The sequence below is a fragment of the Rhizobium sp. BK196 genome (assembly GCF_014193255.1).
In the GTDB taxonomy this organism is placed as follows: Bacteria; Pseudomonadota; Alphaproteobacteria; order Rhizobiales; family Rhizobiaceae; genus Rhizobium.
Window position 1 is genome coordinate 191171 of sequence record NZ_JACHZB010000009.1, and the last position, 23494, is coordinate 214664.

Genomic DNA, 23494 nt, shown 5'->3' on the forward strand with positions numbered 1-23494 from the left:
CATCGCGTCCTCCTTCTGTTTGGGGTAAGGCCGCCAGCAGAAACTTTGACGTCCACGGGAACGGCTCAACCCGCCTTGTCGCGGCGGCAAGATCAACCGGTAAGGAGCAATCGGCGGAGCATAATTCCAACTCGACGCCACAAGCATTGGTCGACATTAGATAGATATGTACAATTTTTGCTTTAACAAGAGCCGGGTATACCGGCAGGGATGATAAAGCGCGACCCGGGCCGCCTGGAATCCCTTTGTGATGTTCGGAATTAGCCCAGCCTTTTTGTTTCTCATCAAACAGCGGCTGCCCTTTGGAATGATCCGCTCGGGCGCCCTGCCTTGGGTCTCGACGATAGCAACGAACCTAGCCGTTACCCCACTGGCGACGGTGTTGATTTGGAGCGTGGGCATCATCCCTTTCCTGTTGATCCGTCTGGCCATCGTTCTCATTGCCGGATCCGCGGCCGTCTGGCTGTTCTATGTCCAGCATCAGTTCGAGGAGCCCCACTGGTCGAGGCCGTCGGAATGGGCATTTCCGTACGCAGCCATGCATGGAGCCTCCCACTACGATCTGCCTCGACCCTTGCGGTGGATTACCGGCAATATCGGGATGCACCACCTTCATCACCTCTCAAGCCGGGTACCGTTTTATCGGCTGCGTGGTGCTTCGTGACCATCCTGAGCTTGCCGACGTTGGTCGATCAGCATTCGCGATGGCTCGGCATCAGTCAGGCTCGTGCTTTGGAACGAGAAAACGCAGCGGTTGATTTCCTTCACCCAGGCCAAGAAGGAAGCCTCATGATTGCCTTGCCCGCCGGTTGCATATGGCATTTGCCGTGAGCTCGGCCGATCTCTATCCGGTGTTCGGGACTTGCAATTGTGCAGTGCAGCATTACCTAGAATATCCGGGACGTCGATTGGCCTTCCGCGATTAGCTAGGATGCTCCATGAGAAGTCTTTCGGATACATTGCATCGGTTGCAACGATACCGTACCAATTCGGTGATGGATGCGGGTCCAACCAGACTCAAGCGCCTAGAGATTGCTACCGCTAACCCTGGCAACCTCCTTGGCTGGTACTATCCTCCCGAAACCAACCAGCGATCGGGCCCACTGCCGCTTGTCGTCGTCCTGCATGGCTGCACCCAGACCGCGGCCGGCTACGATGCTGGATCGGGATGGTCGAAATTGGCAGACGAATTCGGTTTCGCTGTTCTATTTCCCGAGCAGTCCCGCCAGAATAATCCGAACCTCTGTTTCAACTGGTTTTCCGAAAGCCACATCGAACGTGATCGCGGAGAGGTTCGCTCGATCCGCGAGATGATCGACAGGATGGTTTCCGACCACGGCATCGACCCCAAAAGAGTGTTCATCACGGGGCTGTCAGCCGGCGGCGCCATGGCGAACGCCATGCTTGCCGCTTATCCGGAGGTGTTTTCAGGGGGAGCGATCATTGCGGGTCTGCCCTATGGCGTTGCCTCAAGCGTTCCAGAGGCGTTCGACCGGATGCGGGGCCACGGCATGCCCTCCCGCGAACGACTTCAGGAGCGGCTTCGTTTGGCGTCGACGCATGTGGGCCCGTGGCCCACGATATCCGTCTGGCACGGTGCGGCCGACAAGACCGTAGACGAATTGAACGCGCGAGCCATCATCGAGCAATGGAAGGTCATGCACGAGGTTGCCGATCGACCGGCGCGGTCTGACGCTATCGATGGATATGAACGTCATACCTGGACAAACAAGACAGGCGCCGACGCCATTGAGCTTCACCGCATTGGCGGCATGGGACACGGCACTCCTATCGACACGTCGAGCGGCTATGGCTCGCAAGCGCCCTACATGCTCGACGTCGGCATCTCGTCGACGGAACACATTGCTCGGAGTTGGGGTCTCACGCCGTCCTTCGAGCGTCGCGCCAGATCCGATGCGCGGGCGGCGACCTCTAACGAGAGACGAAGCGATGATCGCAAGGAGGCCACGAGCTATGTCCAGGACGTCATAGAGAGCGCGCTGCGATCCGCAGGGCTCCTGAGATGAGCGTGTTCTTGGCCGCCCGGCAAGTAATTCCTTCAACTGCTATATGGTACTAATTCTGGATCCGGCGGACCGTCGGACCCGCGGCGGCGGGAGAAAACGGCTCTTGTTTCACAGTATCTGAACATATGTGCACTTAGGTTTATTCTGCGTGAGGAGCGGAAATGGCAAAGCTTTCCATAAACCATCGGACGACCTACAGCTACCGATGTCCCGTTCACCTCTCGCCCTATCGGCTATTGCTGCGACCGCGCGAAGGGCCAGATCTCCTGCTGCACCATCACCAAATGACGGTCTCGCCGGAAGGCAAAGTCGCGTGGACTACGGATGTGTTCGGAAACGCAATTGCGACCCTGACGTTCTCGGAGCCGACGCACCAGCTAGAGATCATAAGCCATGCCGATGTCGACCTGAAATCGCAAGCCTGGCCGGTATTCGACATCGCTGCGTTAGGAGTAACCTACCCCTTCCTCTACGACGATCAGGATTGGAAGGATCTTGGCTCTCTCAGGGATGCTCAGTATCCCGATCCCTCCGACGAACTGGAGCAGTGGGTCAGGGGCTTCGTCATGGAGAATTCGACCGACACGCTGGCGCTGTTGAAGGATCTCAGTGCCGGTGTTTCGGACGGCGTTGCCTATCGAGCACGAGATACCGAAGGAACACAGCCTCCGCTGGAGACCCTTCGCCTAAGGTCCGGGAGCTGCCGGGACCTTGCGACACTCCTTGCCGAAACTGTCCGGGTTCTTGGGCTCGGGGCGAGGATCGTGTCCGGATATCTCTATGACCCGGCGAGCACCCTCGTCGGTTCGTCGTCGGGCGGATCGACCCATGCATGGGTTGAGGTGTTCCTCCCGGGTGCAGGATGGATCGCGTTCGATCCGACAAACAGAAGCATGGGAAGCGCCAACCTGATCCCCGTGGCCGTCGCACGCGACATTACCCAGCTCATGCCCGTGTCGGGAACGTTTATCGGTCCCGCGGATGCCTTTATGTCGATGCATGTCGCCGTCGATATCGCCTTCATCGGCTGATGATGCGAGCGACAGGCGGAAACGCCGGGATCCTCCTGGATCAGACTTAAATCGGCGCGCCCCTTGTAAAATCACAACTTGTGCCCATATGTGGTTTATCGACCATTGCTTGTGATGTTGGTCCGCGTCTTCGCTCCCGTCGGATTTCCTCTCAAATCATCGATCTTATCCCGCGAAGTATCGCGGGAACCACAACGATTGCTCTGAAAGGAAATCGTCATGAATACTGGTACTGTAAAATGGTTCAACTCCACCAAGGGCTTCGGCTTCATCCAACCGGACAACGGTAGCACGGACGTCTTTGTCCATGCGTCTGCTGTCGAGCGCGCTGGAATGCGTTCGCTCACGGATGGCCAGAAGATTTCCTACGAAGTTGTTCAGGACGGCAAGTCCGGCAAAAGCTCGGCCGAAAATATTCAGGCAGCTTGAGTGTTCATTCGCCCCGCTGACCACGGATGTACTGGCAGCAGAGCTGAGTGACTGTGAGAGGTCGGGTTAGCGCCCGGCCTTTTTGTTTTTAGACCGGCTTCGATCCAACCGTCGACTTCTCGGATGCGTCCGAGCTACAGACCGAAAGAAGATTATCATGACCATGACGAAGCAGGAGTTTTTCAAGCCAGAGAAGGTTTCCGCACGAGACAAGGCCGCAACCACTAGCGAAGTCGCGCGGCAGCTCATTCAAACGGAAGCAGCTGAGCGGATCCGCAAAACGGCACGCCTGCGCCAATTGCGCGAAGCGCAGCCGGTTATGCCAAACCCGGGCCGCCCGACTGGGCGCCGGAAGACAGCATCATCCGCAGCAGCGTGATGAGGGACTACCCGCGGAATCATCCCCGGTAGTCAGACGACGCGTTAACGGAAGGAGAGGATATGCCTCCCATCTATAGAATTTTTTCGCCAAGCTCTTCCAACGCCGCTCCAGCAGCAGTCGCCGTTACGAGCTTCCTCTTTATCCTATTCTTGATCACGCAGGGCTGGCTATGGTGAATGTAACCGGCATAAAGCAGTCTCTTCTGCGCAAGCTTCTTAAAAGAGCGGACTACGCGACGCTTGACCTGAAGCCGGAAGCGGGAGCGGACCACGCGGCGGAGACCACTCTCGTTGAGCAGATCCGGTCTGGCATGATCGCGCCGGATGACTATCCCGCCTCGACAACAACAGGTGACGCGCAAGCCCCAGGTGAGCCGGTGGATCAAGGAACGATCCCTTGCGGTCAGGCGCATCCCCTGGACGAGATGGATCCTGTCGAGGAAAGCTGCGGACCGGAAAAGCAGATGGAATTCGCCGCGAGTTCCAACGGCGACCGCTGGTTTCTGTGCGGGGATGGCAAGCGAGAAGGTGCCTTTGTCCTGCACCGCGCCAATCCGGCATCGGGCGGGCACGAGACACGCAGGTCGATCGACGCATTCCTCGATCTTAAACCTAACGGGCCTGAACATGAGGCCTTACGAGCGTTGCTCCAGATCGATCGATAGGAGCCCAACCCTAATCCTCTATGACAACGCATTTCGGACATGAGCAGCCGGTCGTCCTGCCGAGGCCCCTTGGGCGTTTACAGCATGCGCGCAGCCCGGCCGCTCCTCCTCGTTGCACTGTCGTAGTAGCTGGACGCTTGCTGCACCGAGCGGTGACGCGATTGCTCCATCGCCTCGGGGAGGGGGATGCCGCGGTTCGCTGCCTCGGTCAGGTAACCCGACCGTAGCCCGTGCGCGGAAAACTCCCCCACCTCCAGCCCGGCCTGGGCCACCCGGGTCTTGACGATATCATTGACCGCCTTCGGATCCAGCGCCCGGCCAGAAACGTGACCCCATCGATCGATCGCCCGAAACACCCCGCCCTTGTCGATCTTCGCGGCGTCCAGCCATGCATCGAGTGCCTCTACCGGCCGGCCGATGAGATAAACGACCTCGTCCTGGCTGGCGCCGGAATTCTTGGTGCGGTCAAGATGGATGGAAAGCGAGGGGAGGGGGGCATCGTCCTCACTCTTTATCGGCGGTTCGACCGTCAGCTGCTCGCTCTTCCAAACTCTGGGAACGGCCTCCCGCGAGAAAACCACTAAAGGCCGTAGATCGCCCGAGCGATATTTCTCGGGTACAATCCCAGGCAGCCTTCGACGGCGGTATTGGACATGATCGCGGCGGAAATGCCTTTCACCGGATCAATGAACCAACTGTGCCCATAGACTCCGCCCCAGGTTACCGATCCTTTTGACATCGAAGACTCCGCCAGAACCGGATCCTGAATCACCGCGCCCAAAAAGGAGAACTCCTGTCCTGGTTCGGCTGGGCGCGGGATATTACCGATCTGGTTGAGAAGCGCCGCCCTCGCCGTGTCCGCCTTCAAGATAGGAGCCCCGCCCTGACGAATGGTTTCAAGAAAGGAGATCAGATCCGGCGCCGTCCCCACCATGCCGGCGCCACCGGATTGGAAAGCCTTTGGGTTGAAGAGCCGAAACGGCGCAAAGGTCAGCAAGTTGCCATCACTGTCCGGGACCAGATGCCGATCATTCATCCGGACGGCGGTCGGATTGCCATCAGCATAAGGCGTAGCAAGTCGCTCCAGGTCACTGACCGAGAAACCGGTGTCTCTCATCCCAAGCGGTTCGAGCACGTGATGACGCACCACTTCATCCAGGCTGCAGCCTTCAATCCGCGCTATGACTGCCCCTAGGACGTCGATAGCGATCGAGTAAGACCAGAGCGTGCCCGGTGCGGCCAGGAGCGGAAAGGTCGATAATCGGCCGAAATTCTCTTGAAAATCGAGGTCTGTATCGGAAAGACCACTATTGAACATCCGCTCCGGTGGTGTGGTTTCGGGGTCCGCACCATAGCTGAGGCCCGCCGTATGAGTGAGCAGGTGATGGATGGTGATATCGGCTACTTTCCCATCTGGCTGCCGAGGCTGGAAATAAGGAAGGTGATCCCGCACGAGGTCGCCAAAAGCAAGCCTCCCCTTGTCGATAAGTGCTAAGGCGGCGGCAGCTACAAGCGGCTTACTCACGGACGCGAGGCGGAATATGGTCCCGATTTCGACGGGTTTCCCCATTTCGCGATCGGCATAACCCGCGGCGCGGCTATATACGGTCTCTCCGTCCTCGACGACGATCACGACAGTGCCGACGATCTTGCCTGTCTCGATCGCCTTCTCGATAATCGTGTCGATCCGAGCCTTCATCGCACCAATCCTCCAATGGCCTGCAAAGCAGGCCCAGGACTACATATTTCGCTTATGTCCGCAAGGCAGCGCAGTGCCGGTAGGTGCTGTGTAGAACCATAAGTGATCGCGATACGGTCGCTCACATGATCAATCGAGCCGCCCGTCCGTTCTTACGTTCGGCGTTGCTATAGTAGCTTGCCGCTTGCGTCACCGACTTGTGCAAGGATTGCTGCATGGCCTCCTGCAGCGGCACGCCGCGATTGGCCGCCTCGGTCAGATACCCGGATCGCAGCCCATGCGCCGAAAATACCTTGCGATCGAGGCCAGCTTGGCTGCAACGCGTCTTCAGGATCAGATTGACCGACTGCGGCGTCAGAGCCCGGCGATCGATATTGCCCCATTGGTCGATACGTCGGAAAACCGGTCCAGTGTCGATCTTCGCCGCCGCCAGCCACTGCTTCAACGCGACGACCGGCCGGCCGATCAAAACGACATGCACTCGGTCGTCTGCTGTCGTCGTCTTCGTGCGGCCCAGACAGATGGTGAGGCAGGGCACGAGAGGGGAGACAGAGTTTCGGGGATCGGCATGCACCGGCTCTTCGTCGACGAGATCTTCGACGCGCAGGTCAGCAACTTCGGAGCGTCGGCGGCCGCCGGAGGCAAAGGCGGTGAGCAAGAGGGCGCGGTCGCGAAGATCGACCATGCGCTCGCCGGCACAGGTGGCCAGCAGCTTTGCCAACACATCGCCGGTGACCGCCCTTGTACTCTTGCGCCGCCTTGGCCGAGCGCTGGCCCGCACGGCGAGCCTGAGCGCAGATTTCAGGGAAGGGGCGGTAAACGATCCGTTCAGGCCGCGCCAGCGGGTGAGGATCGACCAACTGGTCAACCGCCGGCGAACGGTCGCCGGCGCATGCGGGCCGACGCTTCTCAGGAGGCCCTTAGTGCGAAGTGCGATCGCCACATCTTCGGGCATGCCGTGATCCGGATTATTCTCGCGCTCGGCCGGGTTCCACAGATGGTGCGCGACGAATTTCAACAGCAGGCTTTCGGGCGCCGGCCAGGGGAGGGGGGCGCCGGTAGCCACTGAACACCAGGCCTCAAGATAGCCAAGGTCGGACGCCAGCGCGCGGAGCGTGTTGGCACCCATGCCCTCGCTGGCGAGATGTTTCAGCGTGGCGACGTCTTCGTCGGTCAGGAGCTCGGCGAGCTGGTCGCGCCGGTCGAATGGCAGGATCGCATCGAGTGCGTCCAGTTCCTCGGCACGTTTTAGAATTTCATGGCCTGAAAGCCGCAGCTCAGTGCTCATGTTCGAGTGGTCCGACAACGGGGATTCCCTCACCGCGGGCGGCGGCGGCCATCTTTCGGTCGCCGGTCGCCAGAGGTAATCCGTGCGTTCTGGCAAGCGCGACATAGCTCGCGCCGTATGCGGTCAGCGTGTAACGGGCCGCCAGGTCCAGCACCAGCCCATCTCCGCCCGATCCGGTGTCCTCGAGCGGCAACCCCCGCAACTGGGTCATCAGCAGAAGTGGTTCGCCCGGGCGAAGCCGGCCACGCCGTTCGGCCACAAGAAACAGATTGCGCGTTTCGAACCAGAACAGCGCCGGCACGAGACCGACCGTCGACCGTATCTCCGACATCAGCCGGTCGGCGGCATCGTGTTGCTCGTCGGGCAGAAACCAGGCGGCGGCGATGGAGGCATCGAGAACGAAGGACATCAGTAACGTCGGCCTTCATCGCGCCATTCGCGGATTTCGTCCTGCGTGGTTACGGGACGGCCGGTGCGCTGGGCCTTGATTTCGGCGATCAACGCGTCGACGTCGTTGTCGCGGCGGATGCGAGAGAGACGGGCGACAGGTGTATTGCCGCGCGAAATAATCACCTCTTCGCCCGCTTCGACTTTCGCCAGCAGCTCGGACAGATGGGTTTTGGCTTCGGCGACCTTGACGGTAACGGTCATGATGATGCTCCAGGGATAGTCTCTCTCGTCGAGCAGACGACGATTTTCACCGTTTTCGACATTCTGCGCGATCATATGGCCGCGTTTCCGTAAGTTGGTCAAGCCCTAACCATATCACTATCGATACTTGAAACTTATCGATGGTTAGGCCACCAACCTACAATCATACCATGTGAGGAACCGTAATATTCAGATAGAGTTCCTTTAGCAAATCATTTACCATTATTTCAATGGCTTACGATCTCGCGAAAATCAGCATGACAGCCCTGATGCGGCCGGCTTTCGACGCCGGCATCGCGCTTACGCGTCTCGACGAGCGCATCGCCCGCTCGCCCGTCGGCGCGGGCTTCCTCGAACGATCCCATTTTGCCGACGCCTGCGCCTCGCTGTGGATCGATGGCGAACTGGTCCATCTCGAAGACCTCGTCCTCCACGACGCCACCTGCGACATCCGCACCCCGACCCACGAACTCACCATCGCCCGCGATGTTTTGCGAACCCGTAGGCGGATTGCTGGTCAATCGCCGGATTGGGCCTTGTCCGCAGAGGGTATCCGAAATCTGCGACAGACCCAGGCGTGGCTTGGGCCATCGGATGGTCCTGACAGCGCCGCGAACGACCGCAGAGAGCCTGCACAGGGGGGCGAACGGGAAGGGGAGGGGGAAGATGTCGACGACATCGAAGATCTTCCCGGCGTCGACTATGCCGCCATCGATGCGGTGCTCGCCCGATCGAACGCCGCCATCGAAAACGCAAGACGTCCCGACCACACCACCAGTGGTCAGGGCGAGGAAAAAGATCCGATGATCTATGATCTTGACTGGGATGAGGATGCCCGGCTCGACGAATGGCGCGGCGTGTTGCGCCAAGCCCAAGATCTGCCGGCGGTGCTGCAGGCCATCGTCGCCCTCGACGCCTGGAACGAGCTCGCGGTGCTGCAGCATGCGGCCTGGCTTGGCCGGCTGTTTGCTGCCTCCATGCTGCGCCAGGCCAGCGTCACAACCGGCACCCATCTGGCCGCCATCAGTCTTGGCCTCAAAACCATTCCCGTCGATCGGCGTCGGCATCGCGATCGGGAAACCCGGCTGCTCGCCATTGCTCATGGACTTCTAGCGGCCGCTGAGATCGGGATGAAGGAACATGATCGATTGACGTTGGCGAAAACGATGATGGACCGAAAGCTGGAGGGGCGGCGGACGTCGTCAAAGCTGCCGAAGCTGGTCGAGCTTATCATGGCAAAGCCGCTGGTGTCGGCCGGCATGGTGGCGAAGACGCTGGATGTCACGCCGCAGTCGGCGCGGCGGATTGTTTTGGAGCTGGGTCTGCGGGAGATGACGGGGAGGGGGAGGTTTCGGGCGTGGGGGGTGTTCTAAATAGCGCCAGCCTTGTGTCGGGAAAATAATAGGGTGATGCATGGTGGTGTTCGCGCGCGACGATCAGAAGGTTCTGCAAGCTGCGCAGCGATCGGAGAGCGACAGATTATAAGACTTGGCGGAACGACGATTCGCAGTCTGTTTTTTGGGAAGAAACATGATCTATTCACACTCATTTCGAATGCTTGCTCAGGAAGGGCATTTGGCGAGTACGTCTCTGCTTGGCGGATTCGAGTCACTCAACAAGGTGAATTATGATCAGCCAGGCACCGTGTATTCGGCATTATTTCAGATGACGATAGGGCTTGAGCGGATCATGAAGATCGCGTGGATTTTGAACTTTCGCCTTCGTCACGACCTTCAAAACCCGTCCGACGCTCAACTGAGGCAGCTAGGGCATTCTGTTACGGACTTATATCGAGCATTAGAGGGAATCTCTGGCACATATGATATCGGCGACGGATGGTTTGAGCCCAAGTCCCTCCATGACGACGTGCTCGCTTTCATGGCGGAATATGCGAAGGGCTCTCGGTACTACAATATCGATCAACTTGTAGCTGGGCGTCCGAACCCAGATCCCTTGGTGCGCTGGTTCAATCTCCATTTGCGCATCGCGGACGACGCCCTCAGTCACTCGAAGCGCGAAGGTATCATGGACCGCGCAAGACTTCATTGCGAACGGCTGGGTCTTCTCGGCTGGGAGACGGGGCCTCGCGGCCAGTATGATCTAACCATTGATGTCACATACCAGCTGGAAGTCACTCGGCAAACTCGAGGCCATTGTGTTTGGATCTTCATCGAGCTTCTTAGACCAATCTATTTTCTCATAGAACGGCTTGTGCGAGAGCTGCACGAACTTGAGCAGGCCAAGGGCATTGGCAATCCAGATGTTCCTTACATGTATGAGTTCTTCCCATTTTGTCTCGGGGACCGGCAAACCGTCGTACGCCGAAAAGCCTGGACGACCCTCTTCGTCATATCGGGACGTGTGTAGGTCCAAGCAATGACTTCCTGATCAAAATCGGTGGCGCGTACGGCTTGCGGAGATGGCGGGGTGGAGAGGTAAGCGGCTACGCGCCCGACAATTTACCTAATGAAGAAAATGGCCAAGCAGCATTCGTCTCCGCTTCTCATCCAGCAGCGCATCAGCATACATCGTCCATAATCGGTTTTGGCAGCGCTCGATCAGATTGAAGTAATCGGGGTCGTTCATAAGCTTCCGCCAAACTGCACCGTCGTGTTGAGCCAGCGCAAAGTTGATCGCCGCGGAGGGACACATCGGGACAACAGGTATCCTTGGACCAGGGTTTTGCATCAATCCCCTCCATTCCAGACCGGCATGTTTCAAATCCGGCCCTGGGGCAAACCCGGGGACTCCAGCAAAAGCGTCCTGGGCATGGCCCCCTCTTTGAAAATGGAATAGAGGATGAGATTCCTTTGGCGGATTGCCCTCCTGTTTGGTTTGAGTGTCAATTCTCCAGTGATCCTCCAATGTGGCAAATCCACCATCAATCGGCAGTTTACCCCGAACGCACACCTGGATTTCGGAGAAGACGTCTTCGATCTTGCTATCCTTTGTGATCGAACTTCCAAAACGGAACGATATGCTCGCGTCAATCAACTCGGTTTTTGGAGGATGGATTCCTTGCCGTGGAGGCACCATCGGCAAGATGCCTGAAAGCATTTTGCCGTTGCGAGACGCGCCTTGGAAAGAGCCGTGAAGACCTGCGATTGCGTTCGCGATCATCTCTGTCTCGGGAACGCGGCGAAGTGGATTTTGAAGCTCGATGAAATCTTCAATAATCGAATCCAATACGGTCATCGCAGCTCCGCTGCTAGCCGGTCGAGGTCCCGCCGGTTTAAACGACGATCTTCTTTGTTTCGAAGCGCTACCCCGATTGACGCATAAATAGGATCTACCCATGGCGGCAGGTCGGCTCGGGGCGTGATGCGCACCCCATACTTGGGATCGACTGGAAGAAACTCGGGCGGATTTTGCTCGCTACTGAGTTGGCACCACCGCCATGGACGATCGCCGGGGCTTACACCAGGCATCTTCAGAGCGCCTAGCTCTACCCCGAGTTCCTTCGATAGAACTTCCGCGCGCTCGTTTGCAGGAGTGGACGCCAGAGGGCTCTCCGCGCTCTTTAATGACATCCACGCGAGCTCGAGGCCGCGTGACCACCAGCGCGACGAAAACCCACAACCCAGGCCGGCATAAGCGAATCCGTCAGCGAAAGAGGCTATAGTTTTCCAGTGCTCCTTTGCGCTCTCAGGATCAATACCGAGGCGCGTTATCAGAAGGTGTTGACCAACAAGGAGACCAGGCGGCCCAAGAAACGAGCGAATGAAGGCTCCGGCAGCCACGTGCGTGGCGTGCGTATGTCCATCCTCCAATCGAGAGAGCAAACCAGGGTGGAGCCATTCCTCGATGTGCTGATCGTCAATTTTGAAGAGTTGCTTGAAATCGAGTTTGCCCTTCTCGAAAGCAAGCAAGCCTTCATAGACCGTTTGTGCCCCCAAGATCCGACGGGTAAACTCGTCACGGCGCTTTCCAACATCGGCCTTGTTTATCTTGTCGTCGAAAAGATCGTCGCTAGCCGGGTCTCCTGAAACGTTCTTCTGTACCGGCTGAATGTTGGCAAACCGAACAATCGGATATTCAGGGATCCCGCCAGATTTTTGCAGAGCCCTTATGTCTTGGGCCAATCCGAGGCCAGTACCGTGCTCGCCGGCCTCACCAGACAGCTCGACGTCCATTAAAACGCCCTTTGGATGGGCGCCCGTCAAGAGCAGCTCACGGCCGGCCGAGGGTCGAGCAATTACGATTTCAAGTGGGTCAGATGCCTCCGCAAAAGCATCGCGATATGAGGCAGCACTCGCGTCGTCATCGTCGACAAAAAGCCACTTCCCGTCAACATCGCTTCTGTCAACCATTGTCGCTCTCCTCGGGCAGAAGAAGCTCAAAGCACGTGGCATAACCTTCCGGTGGATCGACGACCTCAACGCTGCCACCGGCATTAGTCGCGATTTGCTCCACTATCCAAAGGCCTAGCCCCGTGCCCTGAGCGTGCTCGGTGTCAGAAGCGCTCGAAGTCGGCGCACTCTGTCGCGTTACGAATGCCTCAAAGATCCGCTCCCGCATCTCAACGGGTACACCATCCCCGGTGTCACAAAATCTTAGTCGAACCTTGTGGTCCTCTGCGTCACGATCCGCCGCAACGAGGATCCTTCTTGCCTTGCTGGTACGCTTCATCGCTTTTAATGCGTTGGTGTGAAAGTTCAAAAGGACCGAGGCCAGCTCCGCCTCATGCATTGGGACCGTATACAGCGGATCGAGCGGCGGCGTGTCGATGTCAATCTTCGTGGATTGGGTTTCCGCGTGCGCACGTATTCCACGCGCGAAATCCTCAACTGCTTTGCTGAGGCTTACCGGATGAATCTCGCGAAGAGCACGGCTAGCGACTGTAGCGTTTAGGTAGCCTGTCAAAGTATCCAAACGGACCAATGCTTCTCGTGCCCGTGAAGCCAAGGAAAGGAATTTTGCATCATTCTGCTTTGCTGAGATCGCCACGTCGAACACACGATCAAGGTCCAACCTGAACGCTTCGAAAGCCATTCCGGTCTCATGGCTAAACTCGGCCGTTGTCATGCCGAGGGACGAAAGAAGCCTCATCATCGCGGCCTCATCGGCGACGCGACGTTGCTCCGTCACCATGATCAGTTCTTGCTGCTCGATAATTTTCTCGGCCGCCTCGGCACTCTTGATGAGAAGCTTTGCAGGCGCAGGATCTGGCGAAGAATTGGCGACAATCTCGGCTGCTTCGCGGGCAGCACGCATGGCAGCACGCGCTTCCGACAAGGCTGTCGTCACTTCCGGCCGCGGAGAAGGTGTGCTGGTCCTGGTCTTCCGTCCGCGGTCGGCATGGATTTCAGTTGCTGCGGTGATGAGCGTGGACGACGTGACGTTTCGAAGCTCTCGGAAAGCCGCAGTTTCGATCAGGCCCTCGCGAGATGTGTGTTCCTCGAACAAAGCCCCTTCGGGGTCGGAAACTTCAACGACACCAAAGAAGTTTCTGTTTGCGATCGGTGCGAGGAAGTCTCGGCGACTATAGATCTCATCGAGCCTCAACCAGTCGTCGTCGCGCTCACCGTAGGGCGTTACCCTGAAGCCGTTTCGATAGAGCCTGATGCCTCCTTCGCGCGACAGGATATCTCTGACCCGAGTGAAGACGACACTTGGCAATAAGTTGGGGTCGAGGATGACGTGATAAGCTTTCATTGCGACGTTTCGAAGAGACCCATAAGTGACCATCTCGGAGCTGTCGCGGGCCTCATGATGGATGGGGCGCCAGTCCCGTAGCTCCCCGAAGGCATTCTTTGTTATTCGCCACATCGCCCGACCGCTATCGTCGACTCGCATTTCAATAACCACGGGCAGGTGATCGAGTATCTCGGTCTGCATGTTTGCGACGACAGTCTCATCTTGGAAAAGACCGCCGCCGTCGCGGAACTCCACCGTAAATCCTGGATCGATCGTGGAATCCTTGACAGGCGTAACCGGAAAGGGCTGCTGTAGAGCGAGGACGCTCCGCCAGCAGCTCCTGATTTGACCGGTCGTCCAATCGTCATGCAGTCCTTCGATTCTCAACGTTGTCCCTGGCGCAGTGGCAGGCAGTTCCTGAAGAGTGACGGATATGTCATCGAGACGCTTGCCGGATGTAAATTGGCTCCAGTCAGCAATGAGTTGCCATGCCGATGGTTGACCCTCAACTTGTGTGGTTAAAACCAGCCGGTCGCCAAGGCGCTGTGCCGAAAATCTTCCGATCCCTTTTCTACCGGCCCTAGTGCGCTTATAGGACGGGGACTTTGGTTCGAGGACCTTAAGGTCCGATGCGAGCCTCAGAAACCCATTGAGTATGTCATCTCGCGACATACCGACGCCGTTATCGTGGATCGATAGGACGGCACCTGGACCTCCTCGGCCGTCGAACGAGACGATAACAGTGGTGGCATCGGCGTCGTAAGCATTCTTTACCAACTCTACCAGGGCTGTTTCCTGCTTCGCGACGAGTTCGCGCCCGAGCCGGTTTATGATTGCCGCGTCGGCATGAAAAGTGACATTCTCAATCATGGCCATACTCGAATTGGCGGGCTTCTCCGCGCCGTCTGGCGCCGCGAACGTTTTCTAGCGTTTCCTCGAGTTCGCGGGCAGCCGTCTGCCATTCCGCGCCCAGGATCGCAGGAAGCATTACAGCGTCCGCAAGGCGCCGAGCTTCGTCAATCTGGCCGCTACGAAGTTTTTGGTCGATTTCAAGAATTGCTTCGGGTGCCACACCGTCAGCGTGCGTGAGGGTTGGCATCAATCGCGCCTCCTGCAGTTCGAACTTCAGCAGACCGCCGCCATATCCTCTGCCAATCCCTTCGGCGCACAGCTGACCGAATGTAGACAAGATGGACACGACGGCCGACAACCGGTCGCACGCCGTGGTTGCTGGTTTGAAAGTGACCTGATGTAGGGTGTTTGTGCAAAAAACTCCGTCCTCGACCAAGGCTAACCGAGGACCTTTATCGTTCATATAGGTAAAAACAGCATCACATTGTCCGGTCTTACCGACCATCCACCAGGGCGACCGCTTGTTGAACCACAATGTCTCTCGCCTTGCTCTTGCATTGATCAACGCCAATCTCGAACGGACGCCGCTGCCTCGCTCACCTAGCTCTCGCGGCGTAAGCATCCACGTTCTCTCCCCGTCGTGAGCGAGGCCACAAAGATCGTCCTTTTCGACGACGATGCCTTGAACGTGCTTGGCGCGGGTGATCATGGGAGTGAGGTCGTGGTGATCGATCCGATATTTTGCGACATCCTGTTGGTTGAGCAGAAACACAGCGTTTCTCCCGGTCACGAGGCCGATAGAGAGGTCAGCGATTTCTCCAAGCGGTCGGGAAGCCTTCTTCAGCGCTTCAAACGCCGGCGTCTTGGCGTAGGCTCTGCTCAGTTTCCCACGCGCGACGCCGTCGTAGCGCCAAACACCACGAGTTATCGCCGACGCCGGTCCGGCCTGATAACCATCCGCCAAAATGAGTACACCCCGTTCGTCTGCCGATCCAATCCATGACGGTTTGTTCGGGAGTTCCTGCAGGGAAAGATCACGAAACTCCTCTTTCAGTTGGAGCAGAAGATCTTCACCATACCGACTAAAGCTCGCCGCGGCGGGCACAAGGAAGGCCATCCGGCCACCCGGCCGCAAAAACTTACGCGCGTGCAGGGCGAAATATACCCACAGACCCGCCGCTCCTTTGACTGGATAACGCTTCTTGAGCCGAGTTCGGTCTTCGAGGCTGAGCTGATGATTGCGGGTAAACGGAGGATTTGCCAAGATTACGTCGACGGGAGCGGTCGTTTCGGGGTCCAGCTCGAAGAAGTCCGAATGGATCAAATCGACGTCAGGGCCAACCGATGCTCTGAGCCTGTCAATAACACATCTGTCCACGTCACACGCTATAGCACCGAACTTCGGAGCGAGATGCAGCGTTCGCGCATACGCCAGTGCAGGGAGGAGGAGGCCACCTTCCCCGACGCTGGGCTCGAGGATGCGTTCATGTCCGGTGCGTACTGCCCAGGAGACAATGGAATTCGCTTCGAATGCGGGGGTAAAAAACTGACCTAGCAGCTTGCGACCTGTCAGCTCCTGGATCCCCATTTTTACCCCATCCACTTCGTGTTGAGCCAGCACGACCCACAAGTTTTGCCAATCCCATCGCCCTATGCGACTGACACGCCCTGCTTGTGATAGAATAGAAGCTGGGCGCCGCCAAGGGCTGGACCCGACCTAACTACACCTGCGGGAAAAACTTGCATGGCATTGAGGGGTCGAGAAATGTGAGCGGATTGGTTGGTCCGAGCACATATTCCGGCCACTCGAGCGCAATCTTGTCGACGGCTGAACGACTTGCCGACACCTCGGCGTCAAAATCAGCAAAGTCCCGGTGCCTGAAATCGGGGCGAAGGGTGTGCTGAGCTGTTTCGACCAGCTCTTCAAGTAGAGGCAGTATGATAGCCTTCCCAGCGATGCTGGGTATCGTGAGACGGATCGCGCTACGGGTAGCGTCGAGGCATATGTGGCAGACATTCACATGCAAGCGGCGCGTCGAGCGGAGAAAAGCAGGATAGTCAAATATCCTATTGTTTCGGGCAACTAGGCTTACATCACACAGAAATCCGGGCCGTCCCATAATTGATTGGGGCTGCTGAGCGCGCAACCACGGTCTCCTTAAGACGCCAACGGTCACAGCCATGGACAGATCGCGGGGAGCGTGTCCAATCCGCGCAAACTTGTTCGGCTCAACTTCTGCCCATGGAAATGGATCAAAAGCAGCATATCGTTGCGCGACAGGATCCTTGCTTGGATCGAGGATCGGAATTGCATTGTTGTACGATGTGCAAAAGTCCCAGAATCCGGCGTCTATGTCGCTCACCAATTGACGAACGCGGCGCAGGTCTCCTTCATGCCCGTTTCGAAAATGGGCGACCCTATTCCTGATCTGATCGACTTCGGTCAATCTTGCCTTCCAAATGTCCTTGGGAGGAAGGTACTCGTGAAAAAGCCGCCAGTGTTTGCTGATCGTCCGCTGCAAATTTGAGAAGAGGATGTAGCTTAGCTTCGATTTTTCTCTCGTCGGCATGTGGGTTAACCGGCTGTCGCTAGCCTTTGCCCTGGCTTCATTTCCCTGAATGTAAGTCGACCAAGTCGCGCCATACCGAGCAGATAGCTCAACGTAGGCCATTTCCCTCATCCAGATTTCAATGTGCCAAAGCAGGCCGTAGAGCAATAACCGATCGGGAGGCAGGCTGTCAGCGAAATCCGCCGGCACAGGTGACGATGTCGATTCTGGTGTGGAAGTTGGATCATCCATGTTTGGCAATCGGAACGGTTGTAAATGGATACTTCTACCTCACTTTAAGGAAACATGAAACGCCGCCGTGGATATCTGCTGAGTCCATCCCTGCGAGCCTACGAAACGCTTGAAAGTTCGATGTCTTAAAGAAAGGATCTTCGGTAACTGACATATTACTGGAAGATCAGATGCCCATTTTAGATTTCAGAGAGCTTTCTACATCCAAATCCAATTCGCCGGCGGGAGAGGATCTCGAAGGTCTTGTTCGAGAGCTTGGAAAGCTGCTCGGTCTTAACCCCGAGTGGTCCGGTCGTGGTGCAGATCAGGGGCGAGATTTATTTTTCACCGAAAGTCGAAAAGGTGCCGTTGGGTCGCGGAACTTGCGATGGCTTGTTAGCTGCAAGGATTTTGCGCAGTCAGGAAGATCAGTGTCTGAGACGGACGTCGGCTCCGTATCGGACAAGATCGCGCAACACAAAGCTGATGGCTTTCTCCTTGCAACAACAACGACGGTAAGTACCGGCCTCAAGTTTTTGCTGGACGGACTAAATGAGCAAGGCGTGGCGGAGACCAAGGTATGGGATCGACATGAACTGGAACACCTCCTGCTCAGGGATGCCAACATCGGCCTCGTGAAGCGATTTTTGCCTGCGAGCTATATCGCCTACCAACGGTTAAGCAGTCTACCACAGGCCTTGGAATCGCTTAAAGTCTTAGTTCCACCGGCGGTCTACAAGAAAATACAAAGCGTTATCGAAACATACCATGTCGAGGACAGCTGGATAAGTGGAGAGCGGATCTGGCCTCACGACCAAGCCAGCGCCAGAACGATAGATCGCGCACTCTCGCTCCTACTTGAGAGAAGCGATCCAGTCCAATCGGCCCAAGAGCTTGCCTATGGCGAAATTGAGTTCGATGCATTTGACGCCACTCTCAAGACACTCGCAGCGTTGAAGCCGGCCCAAACTGCACAGCTTTGTCGTGAGCTTGTCAAAGCCAGAAACGGTGAGGGCCCGTCGTTGTTCGCGTTCCGGTTCTACGCGGAACGGTATGAGCCGAACAATGAGGAACAAATAGAATTAGCAGTCGAGTTAGCAGACGAAGACTTGGCTGAACTCTACGCAGACGAAATTGGTGTCTTCATATATGAAGAACTTACGACAGCCCCCGAGAAATACCGCGCCTGGGACGATCTCGATCCGTTATCCTCTCACACAACGCTCGAAGGGGCGCACTCATATGATTTGTCTGTTAGGCCTAGCGAAGATCGTTCGAGAATTGAATTCCTTGCTTCTGTCGAGGTTTCTGTCGAACTCTCTTATGACAAGGAAACTTCGCCCACGTCCATGCCATTTCCCGGAAAGGTGCGGGGATACATTGACCCGTATGGAATCTACATCGATGATTTCACAGTGGACACACAGGCATTTTACGAATGACAACCAACTAGTGGAGCGATGCCCAAAAGTTTCGGAACGAAGATGCTTCCGTTGGCGTGTTCGTCACGGTCCTTTTTCAAGGAAGAAGCTGGCATGGCTGGATTTGGGGCGTCATAATCGTCAGTGCGCGCCGAGCACGGGTGGCGGCGACATGGAGGTTGAAGCGGGCAGACCGTTCGCCATCCGCGCCGGGTCTCTGAACGTATCGTGAGAACAGGCCTTCAAAGACTATGACCTCATCGAATTCCTTTCCCTTCGCCTTGTGAATGGTCATCACGGTGACGCCGTGTTGCGGGCGGGCGGTCGCAGCGAATTGGTCCTCAACAACGGCTGCCGCCAGCAAGGCGCGGGCGTTGTTGTAGCTGCCATGGGTACGCCAAGCCTCCGCGAGCTTTGACTCGATCTGAGCGCCGCGCCTTAAAAGCCGCATGTGGCGGGCTTCCTTCGCCAGTGCCTTGAATTCATCCCGGTCGCTCGCGTTGAGCTGGGCGCGCACGACGCGCCAATCCGTCATGGGATCCCCGGTGAGCTGGATCGCTGCAGTGTCGGCCAGGAGGCTGAGAACGCCCGGACCGATACCGCGTCCGCCGAGCCCGTCCAGACCCCGCGCACGAACCGTCCTGGCAATTTCTCTGTACCGGCCTGCCTTTCGGATTGCTGTCGCGGATGCCTCCTCTGAACGGCCTAGTTCGAATGCGGCCAAGCCCTCGAGTATAGCGGCGGCATGGTCTTGATCACTCGGACGCGGCTCGATCAGGAGAGCAATCAGGTCTGCGGCGAGCATTGGGCCTTCGGCCGCAACCAGAATGTCGACCGGATAGGCAGGAAGGCCATGGGCCGCCTCGGCCATATAGTCGAAGATGCTCACCGCTAGGACGTTCGCCGGCACGAGGACCGCGAGGGACCAGTCGGGATTGCGCCGCAGCCGGGCGACGGCCCTCAGGATTTCCTGCTTGAGCGGGCGGAGGCTGCGGCCGCGATATCGCGAGACGGAAACGCCTGCGTAGGCGGCAGCCGTATATTCACCCGCGATGATGTCATTAGCGAACTGCGCTATCGCCGTGCCCGGGCTGCGATTGTTCTCGCCGGCAAAATCAAAGGGCGTGGGGTTAAATGCAGCGATGAATTCATCGAACCGGCGCGGGTGCGCGCCCTTAAAATCGTAAATCCTCTGCTGAGGATCGCCCAACGCGATAAGGCGACTATGCTGCCCGAGCTGGCTGATCATCTTCCACTCTTCGGTATTCGTGTCCTGAAACTCGTCGACGATGATCAGGGGATAGGCCCTGGCGTAAGCCCTCGCGAGCATCGGTGCTGCTTGGAAGAGCTCGGTCAACAAGATTGGGAAGAGGTCGAAGGCGATCAGGCCTTCCGTGTCGAACAGCTCTCGTTGCCGGGCCGATCGGGCGTCGCCATCGAGACCTGCGAGATGCGCCCTTGCCTGGGCCGGCAGAAGCAGAGACACTCCTTGTTTGGCGCAGAGGAGGTAGCCGTGGCTCTTCAATATCGTCCAGGCGAAGCCGTGATAGGTGTTGATCTCGATGCGCGACATGAGTCCACGAGGGAGCGTGGCGGTCGCCTGTTCGGCGACGCGCGCCACAGTCGCCCTCGCGAAGCTGAGGAACAGTGCCTTACCCAGCAGGCCCAGTCTAGCTTCATTGAGATCGGCACATGCCTTGGCAAGCGCTATGGTGGTCTTGCCCGATCCGGCTCCACCCCGAACCAAAATGTTGCCATCTGTGCGGAGCAGGCGTTGTCTGTGTTCGCATAGGACCAACGCCATTGCGGTCACTCAAAAATATTGGCTTGTGCTGGCGGTGGCGGCGCGGCCAGGTTCTTCAGCGCCGTGATCACGTGCAGCATGGTCTGCGGAAAATGCCCGACCTGACACTGATCGAGGAAGACGGTCAGATAATCGTCGCCCTTCTTATGCTTGAACAGGGCCACAAAGGCCGGGCGGTAAGACTCGTCTGGCGAGCCTTGCGGCGGCACGAGAATATTCAGCGCCTGCGGCCATTCACCGGCCGCGACGAAGAACTGCACGAACCAGGCTTGCATTGCAACCGACACCTCGGCTGCAAGGAGGTGTTCGAAGCCGGCATAGGGCTGTTCGAATGCGGTGTCGCAGGAGGTGACGATCGCCTGGCGCTCGGCGTCGGCCTGTTGATCGAAGATCGTGGCGACAGTTTTCCCGAGGCTGCGGAAGAACGCCGCGAACGAAGCAACCGCTGTCTGGCCACCTGCGTCGAACGGAACCCATCCGAGAGAATCCAGGCGTTGGTAGTTCAGCGGCTCAAGTTCTGCAGCTCGACGGGCGACGGCGCTGTATGCAACGAGTTCGGTCTTGCCCTCGACGACGATGACGCGACGGGCGAGAAGTGCCTCGCAAAAGCGTGTGCGAAAGCCGTCGCGGAACGTCTTGAGCTTGAGATTTTCCGGAAGCGCAATGTTCGATGCGGTTAGGACACCTGCTGCGTTGCGGGTCATGACCATCATCTGTTCCGGCTGGAACTGCTCGATCACATACGGCGAGTGCGAGGTGAAGAGTGCCTGCGAAGCGATACCTCTAACCTTGTCGACGACGCGCTTTTGCACGTGAGGCGGAAGCGAGAGTTCCGGCTCCTCCATGGCAAAGATGACGCGACCGTTGCGACGCTCCGCGATGAGCCCCAGCATTGCGAGCACCAGCGCGTTTATCGTTCCTGAGCCCTGATGCTGGAAGGGAGCGGCATAACCCGGCACGCCCGTCGCAAGGAAGGATTTGAGGACGCGCCGGAGATCCTCGCGCGTCAGTTCGGAGACCCGGAGATGAGGTGCATCGGCCCATTCGCCCGGCACGATGTCGCGCATGGCGTCGCGAATGGCGGTTAGAATACGCCCGAATTCTAGGTCGTTGGCACCCACGACATCGAGGTCGCGAAGCTGCCGAAGCAGCCCTTCCCACATTCGGGTACGGACTTCGTAAGTTTTCAAAATAATGTCCAGAAGCGAGCCACGCTCCATCGAGAGCGCACGGGTTCCGGTTCGGAGTGCGCGAAGGTGAAGAAAGCCGAATTCGCGCTTATCGCTCGATCGGCACTCGTTGATGGGTGCGCCGTCCTCATGCCGCGGCACCGCGAACCATGTTTTGGCGGTGAAATCGTCGTTCTCTGGGTCGTAGGCCCCTTCAAAGCGGATACGAACTGCAGGCTCGATCCCCGGCTGACCAAGGTTTGCACCCTGACCGGCCCCGATCAGCGAGCGGTCGACCTGCCGCCAGAATTCGAGATTGTTGCGGAACTTCGTGCAGTGCTGCTCATCGAGACCCGCGATTACAACTTCAACGGCGACGTGTTTTTGCGGCACACCTTCAACAGGCAGATAATCGCCGCCATAGAAGTCGTGCTCGTCAATGGCTTGTGTCCGCGCCAATCGGTCTGCGCCGATGGCGAGTTCTATTGCCTCGAATACTGTCGATTTTCCGGTGTTGTTATCGCCCAGCAGGACGGATGTTCCGGAAAAATGGACCTCCGCCTCCCGAATTCCCCGAAAATTTTCGATATGAACACGAGCGATACGCACCATAGCCTCCGAAAGCCGCGCTTCTTGCTGATTCGATCAATAGCATCCTGCACTGAGCTTGTCCGTCGCCGCTAAGCAATCGATCCGGTATCTACAATCTTTGAGGGTGTAACCTTTATCCGGCCGATAACCGCCAGTCAGCCTTAGAGTGCGAAAGTCTGTCGCGGCCCAGGCCACTCGTCGTTCTCCATTTGAAGGGCAAGATCCGCGCTGGCGATGCGCCGCAAGCTCGATGCCGCGATGAACTGTACACCCAAAGCGAGCTTGACGACTTGCAGACGCTTCAAGCCTGCAGGTTTGTATCGGCTTTCGACATAGGGCGGCAGCGCGGCAACAACGGCTTGGACACGCGTGTCGTCGCGATGTGGCCTCGTCTCCGCCATGCGGAGGGCAAGCAGCGACAGATTGTGCCCGTCTTTTCCTCTCCTGAAGGACTGAGGGTCAACGCCGTCCCAGACGAGAGCCGCTTTCAGCGAGAGTTCCGCGACCATGCAAATCGGCTGGATGACAGAGTCATGGCTGAATGTCGTCGGCAGCGTGTTCGCCACATCTTCGATGTTCGATCGTGCCATGCGCCAGAGCGTGATCGCCGCCGGAGCGCCGTGCTCAACTTCATCTAGGCCCATGGTGAGATCATGGAGGTCGGCGACCGCGAGAGCCATCTCACCGGCGATTGTCCGGTCCTGCCGGCACCAATTCCACCATTCCTCGGCGCTGCTGAAACCGGACAATTCCCAGGGCTGAAGCAAGCGTTCGCCGAACACAACCGGGAAAGTGAGCTTTCGAACCTGGTCGACGGATGCAGCGAACCCGATGCCTGCGCCCGGCCAACTCGTAGTGACTTCGGGCATCATGGCGGTGTAAGCGTCCATGATCCGTTTGACGTCAGGGTTTCCACCAACACCCATGACAAAATTGGAGCCGAGTAGTTCCATTGCGGCACGAAAGGGCCGCTGATGGACGTGGACGCCTTCTTCAGCGTATTTCAGATCCAGCCGGCGAAGCTCGTCTAACGTCCATGCGGTCCTGCGCTGCTTTCCTTATGTGCGTT

General features: G+C 57.7%; 20 protein-coding genes and 2 pseudogenes. 9 read left to right on the plus strand and 13 right to left on the minus strand.

What is annotated here, in order from left to right; all coding sequences use genetic code 11:
• Positions 1-238 precede the first annotated feature (238 nt).
• From FHT78_RS25375 to FHT78_RS25400, 6 genes and pseudogenes are all read left to right on the plus strand, one after another.
• A pseudogene (locus FHT78_RS25375) lies at positions 239-793 on the plus strand (fatty acid desaturase); the annotation flags it as partial.
• Between the two features lie 145 nt (positions 794-938).
• Complete coding sequence (locus FHT78_RS25380) at positions 939-2027, plus strand: PHB depolymerase family esterase (RefSeq protein WP_183749313.1); 1089 nt, start codon at positions 939-941, stop codon at positions 2025-2027.
• 161 nt (positions 2028-2188) lie between these two features.
• Entirely contained in the window at positions 2189-3058 is an 870-nt protein-coding gene (locus tag FHT78_RS25385) for a transglutaminase family protein (RefSeq protein ID WP_183749314.1), read from the plus strand.
• Between the two features lie 219 nt (positions 3059-3277).
• On the plus strand, positions 3278-3487 hold the full coding sequence (locus FHT78_RS25390; protein WP_183749315.1) for a cold-shock protein: 210 nt from the start codon (positions 3278-3280) through the stop codon (positions 3485-3487).
• Positions 3488-3644: 157 nt separating this feature from the next.
• Positions 3645-3866: a hypothetical protein gene (locus FHT78_RS25395; RefSeq protein ID WP_183749396.1), complete on the plus strand. Its 222-nt coding sequence runs from the start codon at positions 3645-3647 to the stop codon at positions 3864-3866.
• Positions 3867-4041: 175 nt separating this feature from the next.
• Positions 4042-4533: a hypothetical protein gene (locus FHT78_RS25400; protein ID WP_183749316.1), complete on the plus strand. Its 492-nt coding sequence runs from the start codon at positions 4042-4044 to the stop codon at positions 4531-4533.
• Between the two features lie 77 nt (positions 4534-4610).
• Here FHT78_RS25400 and FHT78_RS25405 read toward each other — a convergent pair.
• From FHT78_RS25405 to FHT78_RS25425, 5 genes and pseudogenes are all read right to left on the minus strand, one after another.
• A pseudogene (locus tag FHT78_RS25405) lies at positions 4611-5084 on the minus strand (tyrosine-type recombinase/integrase); the annotation flags it as partial.
• Positions 5085-5113: 29 nt separating this feature from the next.
• Positions 5114-6232, minus strand: coding sequence for a serine hydrolase domain-containing protein (locus FHT78_RS25410; RefSeq protein WP_183749318.1), 1119 nt, complete (start codon positions 6230-6232; stop codon positions 5114-5116).
• Between the two features lie 121 nt (positions 6233-6353).
• Complete coding sequence (locus FHT78_RS25415) at positions 6354-7520, minus strand: site-specific integrase (protein WP_183749319.1); 1167 nt, start codon at positions 7518-7520, stop codon at positions 6354-6356.
• Positions 7510-7929 (minus strand): type II toxin-antitoxin system VapC family toxin, encoded by a 420-nt coding sequence (locus FHT78_RS25420; protein ID WP_183749320.1) that lies wholly within the window; start codon positions 7927-7929, stop codon positions 7510-7512. The genes FHT78_RS25415 and FHT78_RS25420 overlap by 11 nt, the downstream gene beginning before the upstream one ends.
• Positions 7929-8171, minus strand: coding sequence for a type II toxin-antitoxin system prevent-host-death family antitoxin (locus tag FHT78_RS25425; protein WP_183749390.1), 243 nt, complete (start codon positions 8169-8171; stop codon positions 7929-7931). Before FHT78_RS25425 ends, FHT78_RS25420 begins: the two co-directional genes overlap by 1 nt.
• Positions 8172-8401: 230 nt before the next feature.
• On the opposite strand from FHT78_RS25425, the gene FHT78_RS25430 reads away from it, so the two are divergent.
• Together FHT78_RS25430 and FHT78_RS25435 are read left to right on the plus strand one after the other, a co-directional pair.
• Entirely contained in the window at positions 8402-9544 is a 1143-nt protein-coding gene (locus FHT78_RS25430; RefSeq protein WP_183749321.1) for an RHE_PE00001 family protein, read from the plus strand.
• Positions 9545-9701: 157 nt separating this feature from the next.
• Positions 9702-10538: a hypothetical protein gene (locus FHT78_RS25435; protein WP_183749322.1), complete on the plus strand. Its 837-nt coding sequence runs from the start codon at positions 9702-9704 to the stop codon at positions 10536-10538.
• Between the two features lie 96 nt (positions 10539-10634).
• Here the strand turns inward: FHT78_RS25435 and FHT78_RS25440 are convergent, their stop codons facing one another.
• From FHT78_RS25440 to FHT78_RS25460, 5 genes are all read right to left on the minus strand, one after another.
• A complete protein-coding gene (locus FHT78_RS25440) occupies positions 10635-11366 on the minus strand; it encodes a hypothetical protein (protein ID WP_183749323.1) in 732 nt (243 codons plus the stop codon).
• A complete protein-coding gene (locus FHT78_RS25445; RefSeq protein WP_183749324.1) occupies positions 11363-12481 on the minus strand; it encodes a hypothetical protein in 1119 nt (372 codons plus the stop codon). Before FHT78_RS25445 ends, FHT78_RS25440 begins: the two co-directional genes overlap by 4 nt.
• Complete coding sequence (locus tag FHT78_RS25450) at positions 12474-14678, minus strand: ATP-binding protein (protein ID WP_183749325.1); 2205 nt, start codon at positions 14676-14678, stop codon at positions 12474-12476. Before FHT78_RS25450 ends, FHT78_RS25445 begins: the two co-directional genes overlap by 8 nt.
• Positions 14671-16281: an N-6 DNA methylase gene (locus FHT78_RS25455; RefSeq protein WP_348644764.1), complete on the minus strand. Its 1611-nt coding sequence runs from the start codon at positions 16279-16281 to the stop codon at positions 14671-14673. Before FHT78_RS25455 ends, FHT78_RS25450 begins: the two co-directional genes overlap by 8 nt.
• 100 nt (positions 16282-16381) lie before the next feature.
• On the minus strand, positions 16382-17461 hold the full coding sequence (locus FHT78_RS25460; RefSeq protein ID WP_183749327.1) for a hypothetical protein: 1080 nt from the start codon (positions 17459-17461) through the stop codon (positions 16382-16384).
• 170 nt (positions 17462-17631) lie between these two features.
• Here FHT78_RS25460 and FHT78_RS25465 point away from each other — a divergent pair, with 170 nt between their 5' ends.
• Complete coding sequence (locus FHT78_RS25465; protein ID WP_183749328.1) at positions 17632-18882, plus strand: restriction endonuclease; 1251 nt, start codon at positions 17632-17634, stop codon at positions 18880-18882.
• A gap of 76 nt (positions 18883-18958) precedes the next feature.
• Here the strand turns inward: FHT78_RS25465 and FHT78_RS25470 are convergent, their stop codons facing one another.
• From FHT78_RS25470 to FHT78_RS25480, 3 genes are all read right to left on the minus strand, one after another.
• On the minus strand, positions 18959-20665 hold the full coding sequence (locus FHT78_RS25470) for an ATP-dependent helicase (protein ID WP_183749329.1): 1707 nt from the start codon (positions 20663-20665) through the stop codon (positions 18959-18961).
• Between the two features lie 5 nt (positions 20666-20670).
• The gene (locus FHT78_RS25475; RefSeq protein ID WP_183749391.1) at positions 20671-22443 is read right to left on the minus strand and encodes an AAA family ATPase; all 1773 of its coding nucleotides are present in this window, start codon (positions 22441-22443) and stop codon (positions 20671-20673) included.
• A gap of 143 nt (positions 22444-22586) precedes the next feature.
• Entirely contained in the window at positions 22587-23378 is a 792-nt protein-coding gene (locus tag FHT78_RS25480) for a hypothetical protein (RefSeq protein ID WP_246715416.1), read from the minus strand.
• Positions 23379-23494: the final 116 nt, after the last annotated feature.

Bases quoted from the DNA above. Each gene is read 5' to 3' on its own strand.
- FHT78_RS25380 (WP_183749313.1), top strand. From the start codon at position 939: ATGAGAAGTCTTTCGGATACATTGCATCGGTTGCAACGATACCGTACC.
- FHT78_RS25385 (WP_183749314.1), top strand. From the start codon at position 2,189: ATGGCAAAGCTTTCCATAAACCATCGGACGACCTACAGCTACCGATGT.
- FHT78_RS25390 (WP_183749315.1), top strand. From the start codon at position 3,278: ATGAATACTGGTACTGTAAAATGGTTCAACTCCACCAAGGGCTTCGGC.
- FHT78_RS25395 (WP_183749396.1), top strand. From the start codon at position 3,645: ATGACCATGACGAAGCAGGAGTTTTTCAAGCCAGAGAAGGTTTCCGCA.
- FHT78_RS25410 (WP_183749318.1), bottom strand. From the start codon at position 6,232: ATGAAGGCTCGGATCGACACGATTATCGAGAAGGCGATCGAGACAGGC.
- FHT78_RS25415 (WP_183749319.1), bottom strand. From the start codon at position 7,520: ATGAGCACTGAGCTGCGGCTTTCAGGCCATGAAATTCTAAAACGTGCC.
- FHT78_RS25420 (WP_183749320.1), bottom strand. From the start codon at position 7,929: ATGTCCTTCGTTCTCGATGCCTCCATCGCCGCCGCCTGGTTTCTGCCC.
- FHT78_RS25425 (WP_183749390.1), bottom strand. From the start codon at position 8,171: ATGACCGTTACCGTCAAGGTCGCCGAAGCCAAAACCCATCTGTCCGAG.
- FHT78_RS25430 (WP_183749321.1), top strand. From the start codon at position 8,402: ATGGCTTACGATCTCGCGAAAATCAGCATGACAGCCCTGATGCGGCCG.
- FHT78_RS25435 (WP_183749322.1), top strand. From the start codon at position 9,702: ATGATCTATTCACACTCATTTCGAATGCTTGCTCAGGAAGGGCATTTG.
- FHT78_RS25440 (WP_183749323.1), bottom strand. From the start codon at position 11,366: ATGACCGTATTGGATTCGATTATTGAAGATTTCATCGAGCTTCAAAAT.
- FHT78_RS25445 (WP_183749324.1), bottom strand. From the start codon at position 12,481: ATGGTTGACAGAAGCGATGTTGACGGGAAGTGGCTTTTTGTCGACGAT.
- FHT78_RS25450 (WP_183749325.1), bottom strand. From the start codon at position 14,678: ATGATTGAGAATGTCACTTTTCATGCCGACGCGGCAATCATAAACCGG.
- FHT78_RS25460 (WP_183749327.1), bottom strand. From the start codon at position 17,461: ATGGATGATCCAACTTCCACACCAGAATCGACATCGTCACCTGTGCCG.
- FHT78_RS25465 (WP_183749328.1), top strand. From the start codon at position 17,632: ATGCCCATTTTAGATTTCAGAGAGCTTTCTACATCCAAATCCAATTCG.
- FHT78_RS25470 (WP_183749329.1), bottom strand. From the start codon at position 20,665: ATGGCGTTGGTCCTATGCGAACACAGACAACGCCTGCTCCGCACAGAT.
- FHT78_RS25480 (WP_246715416.1), bottom strand. From the start codon at position 23,378: ATGGAACTACTCGGCTCCAATTTTGTCATGGGTGTTGGTGGAAACCCT.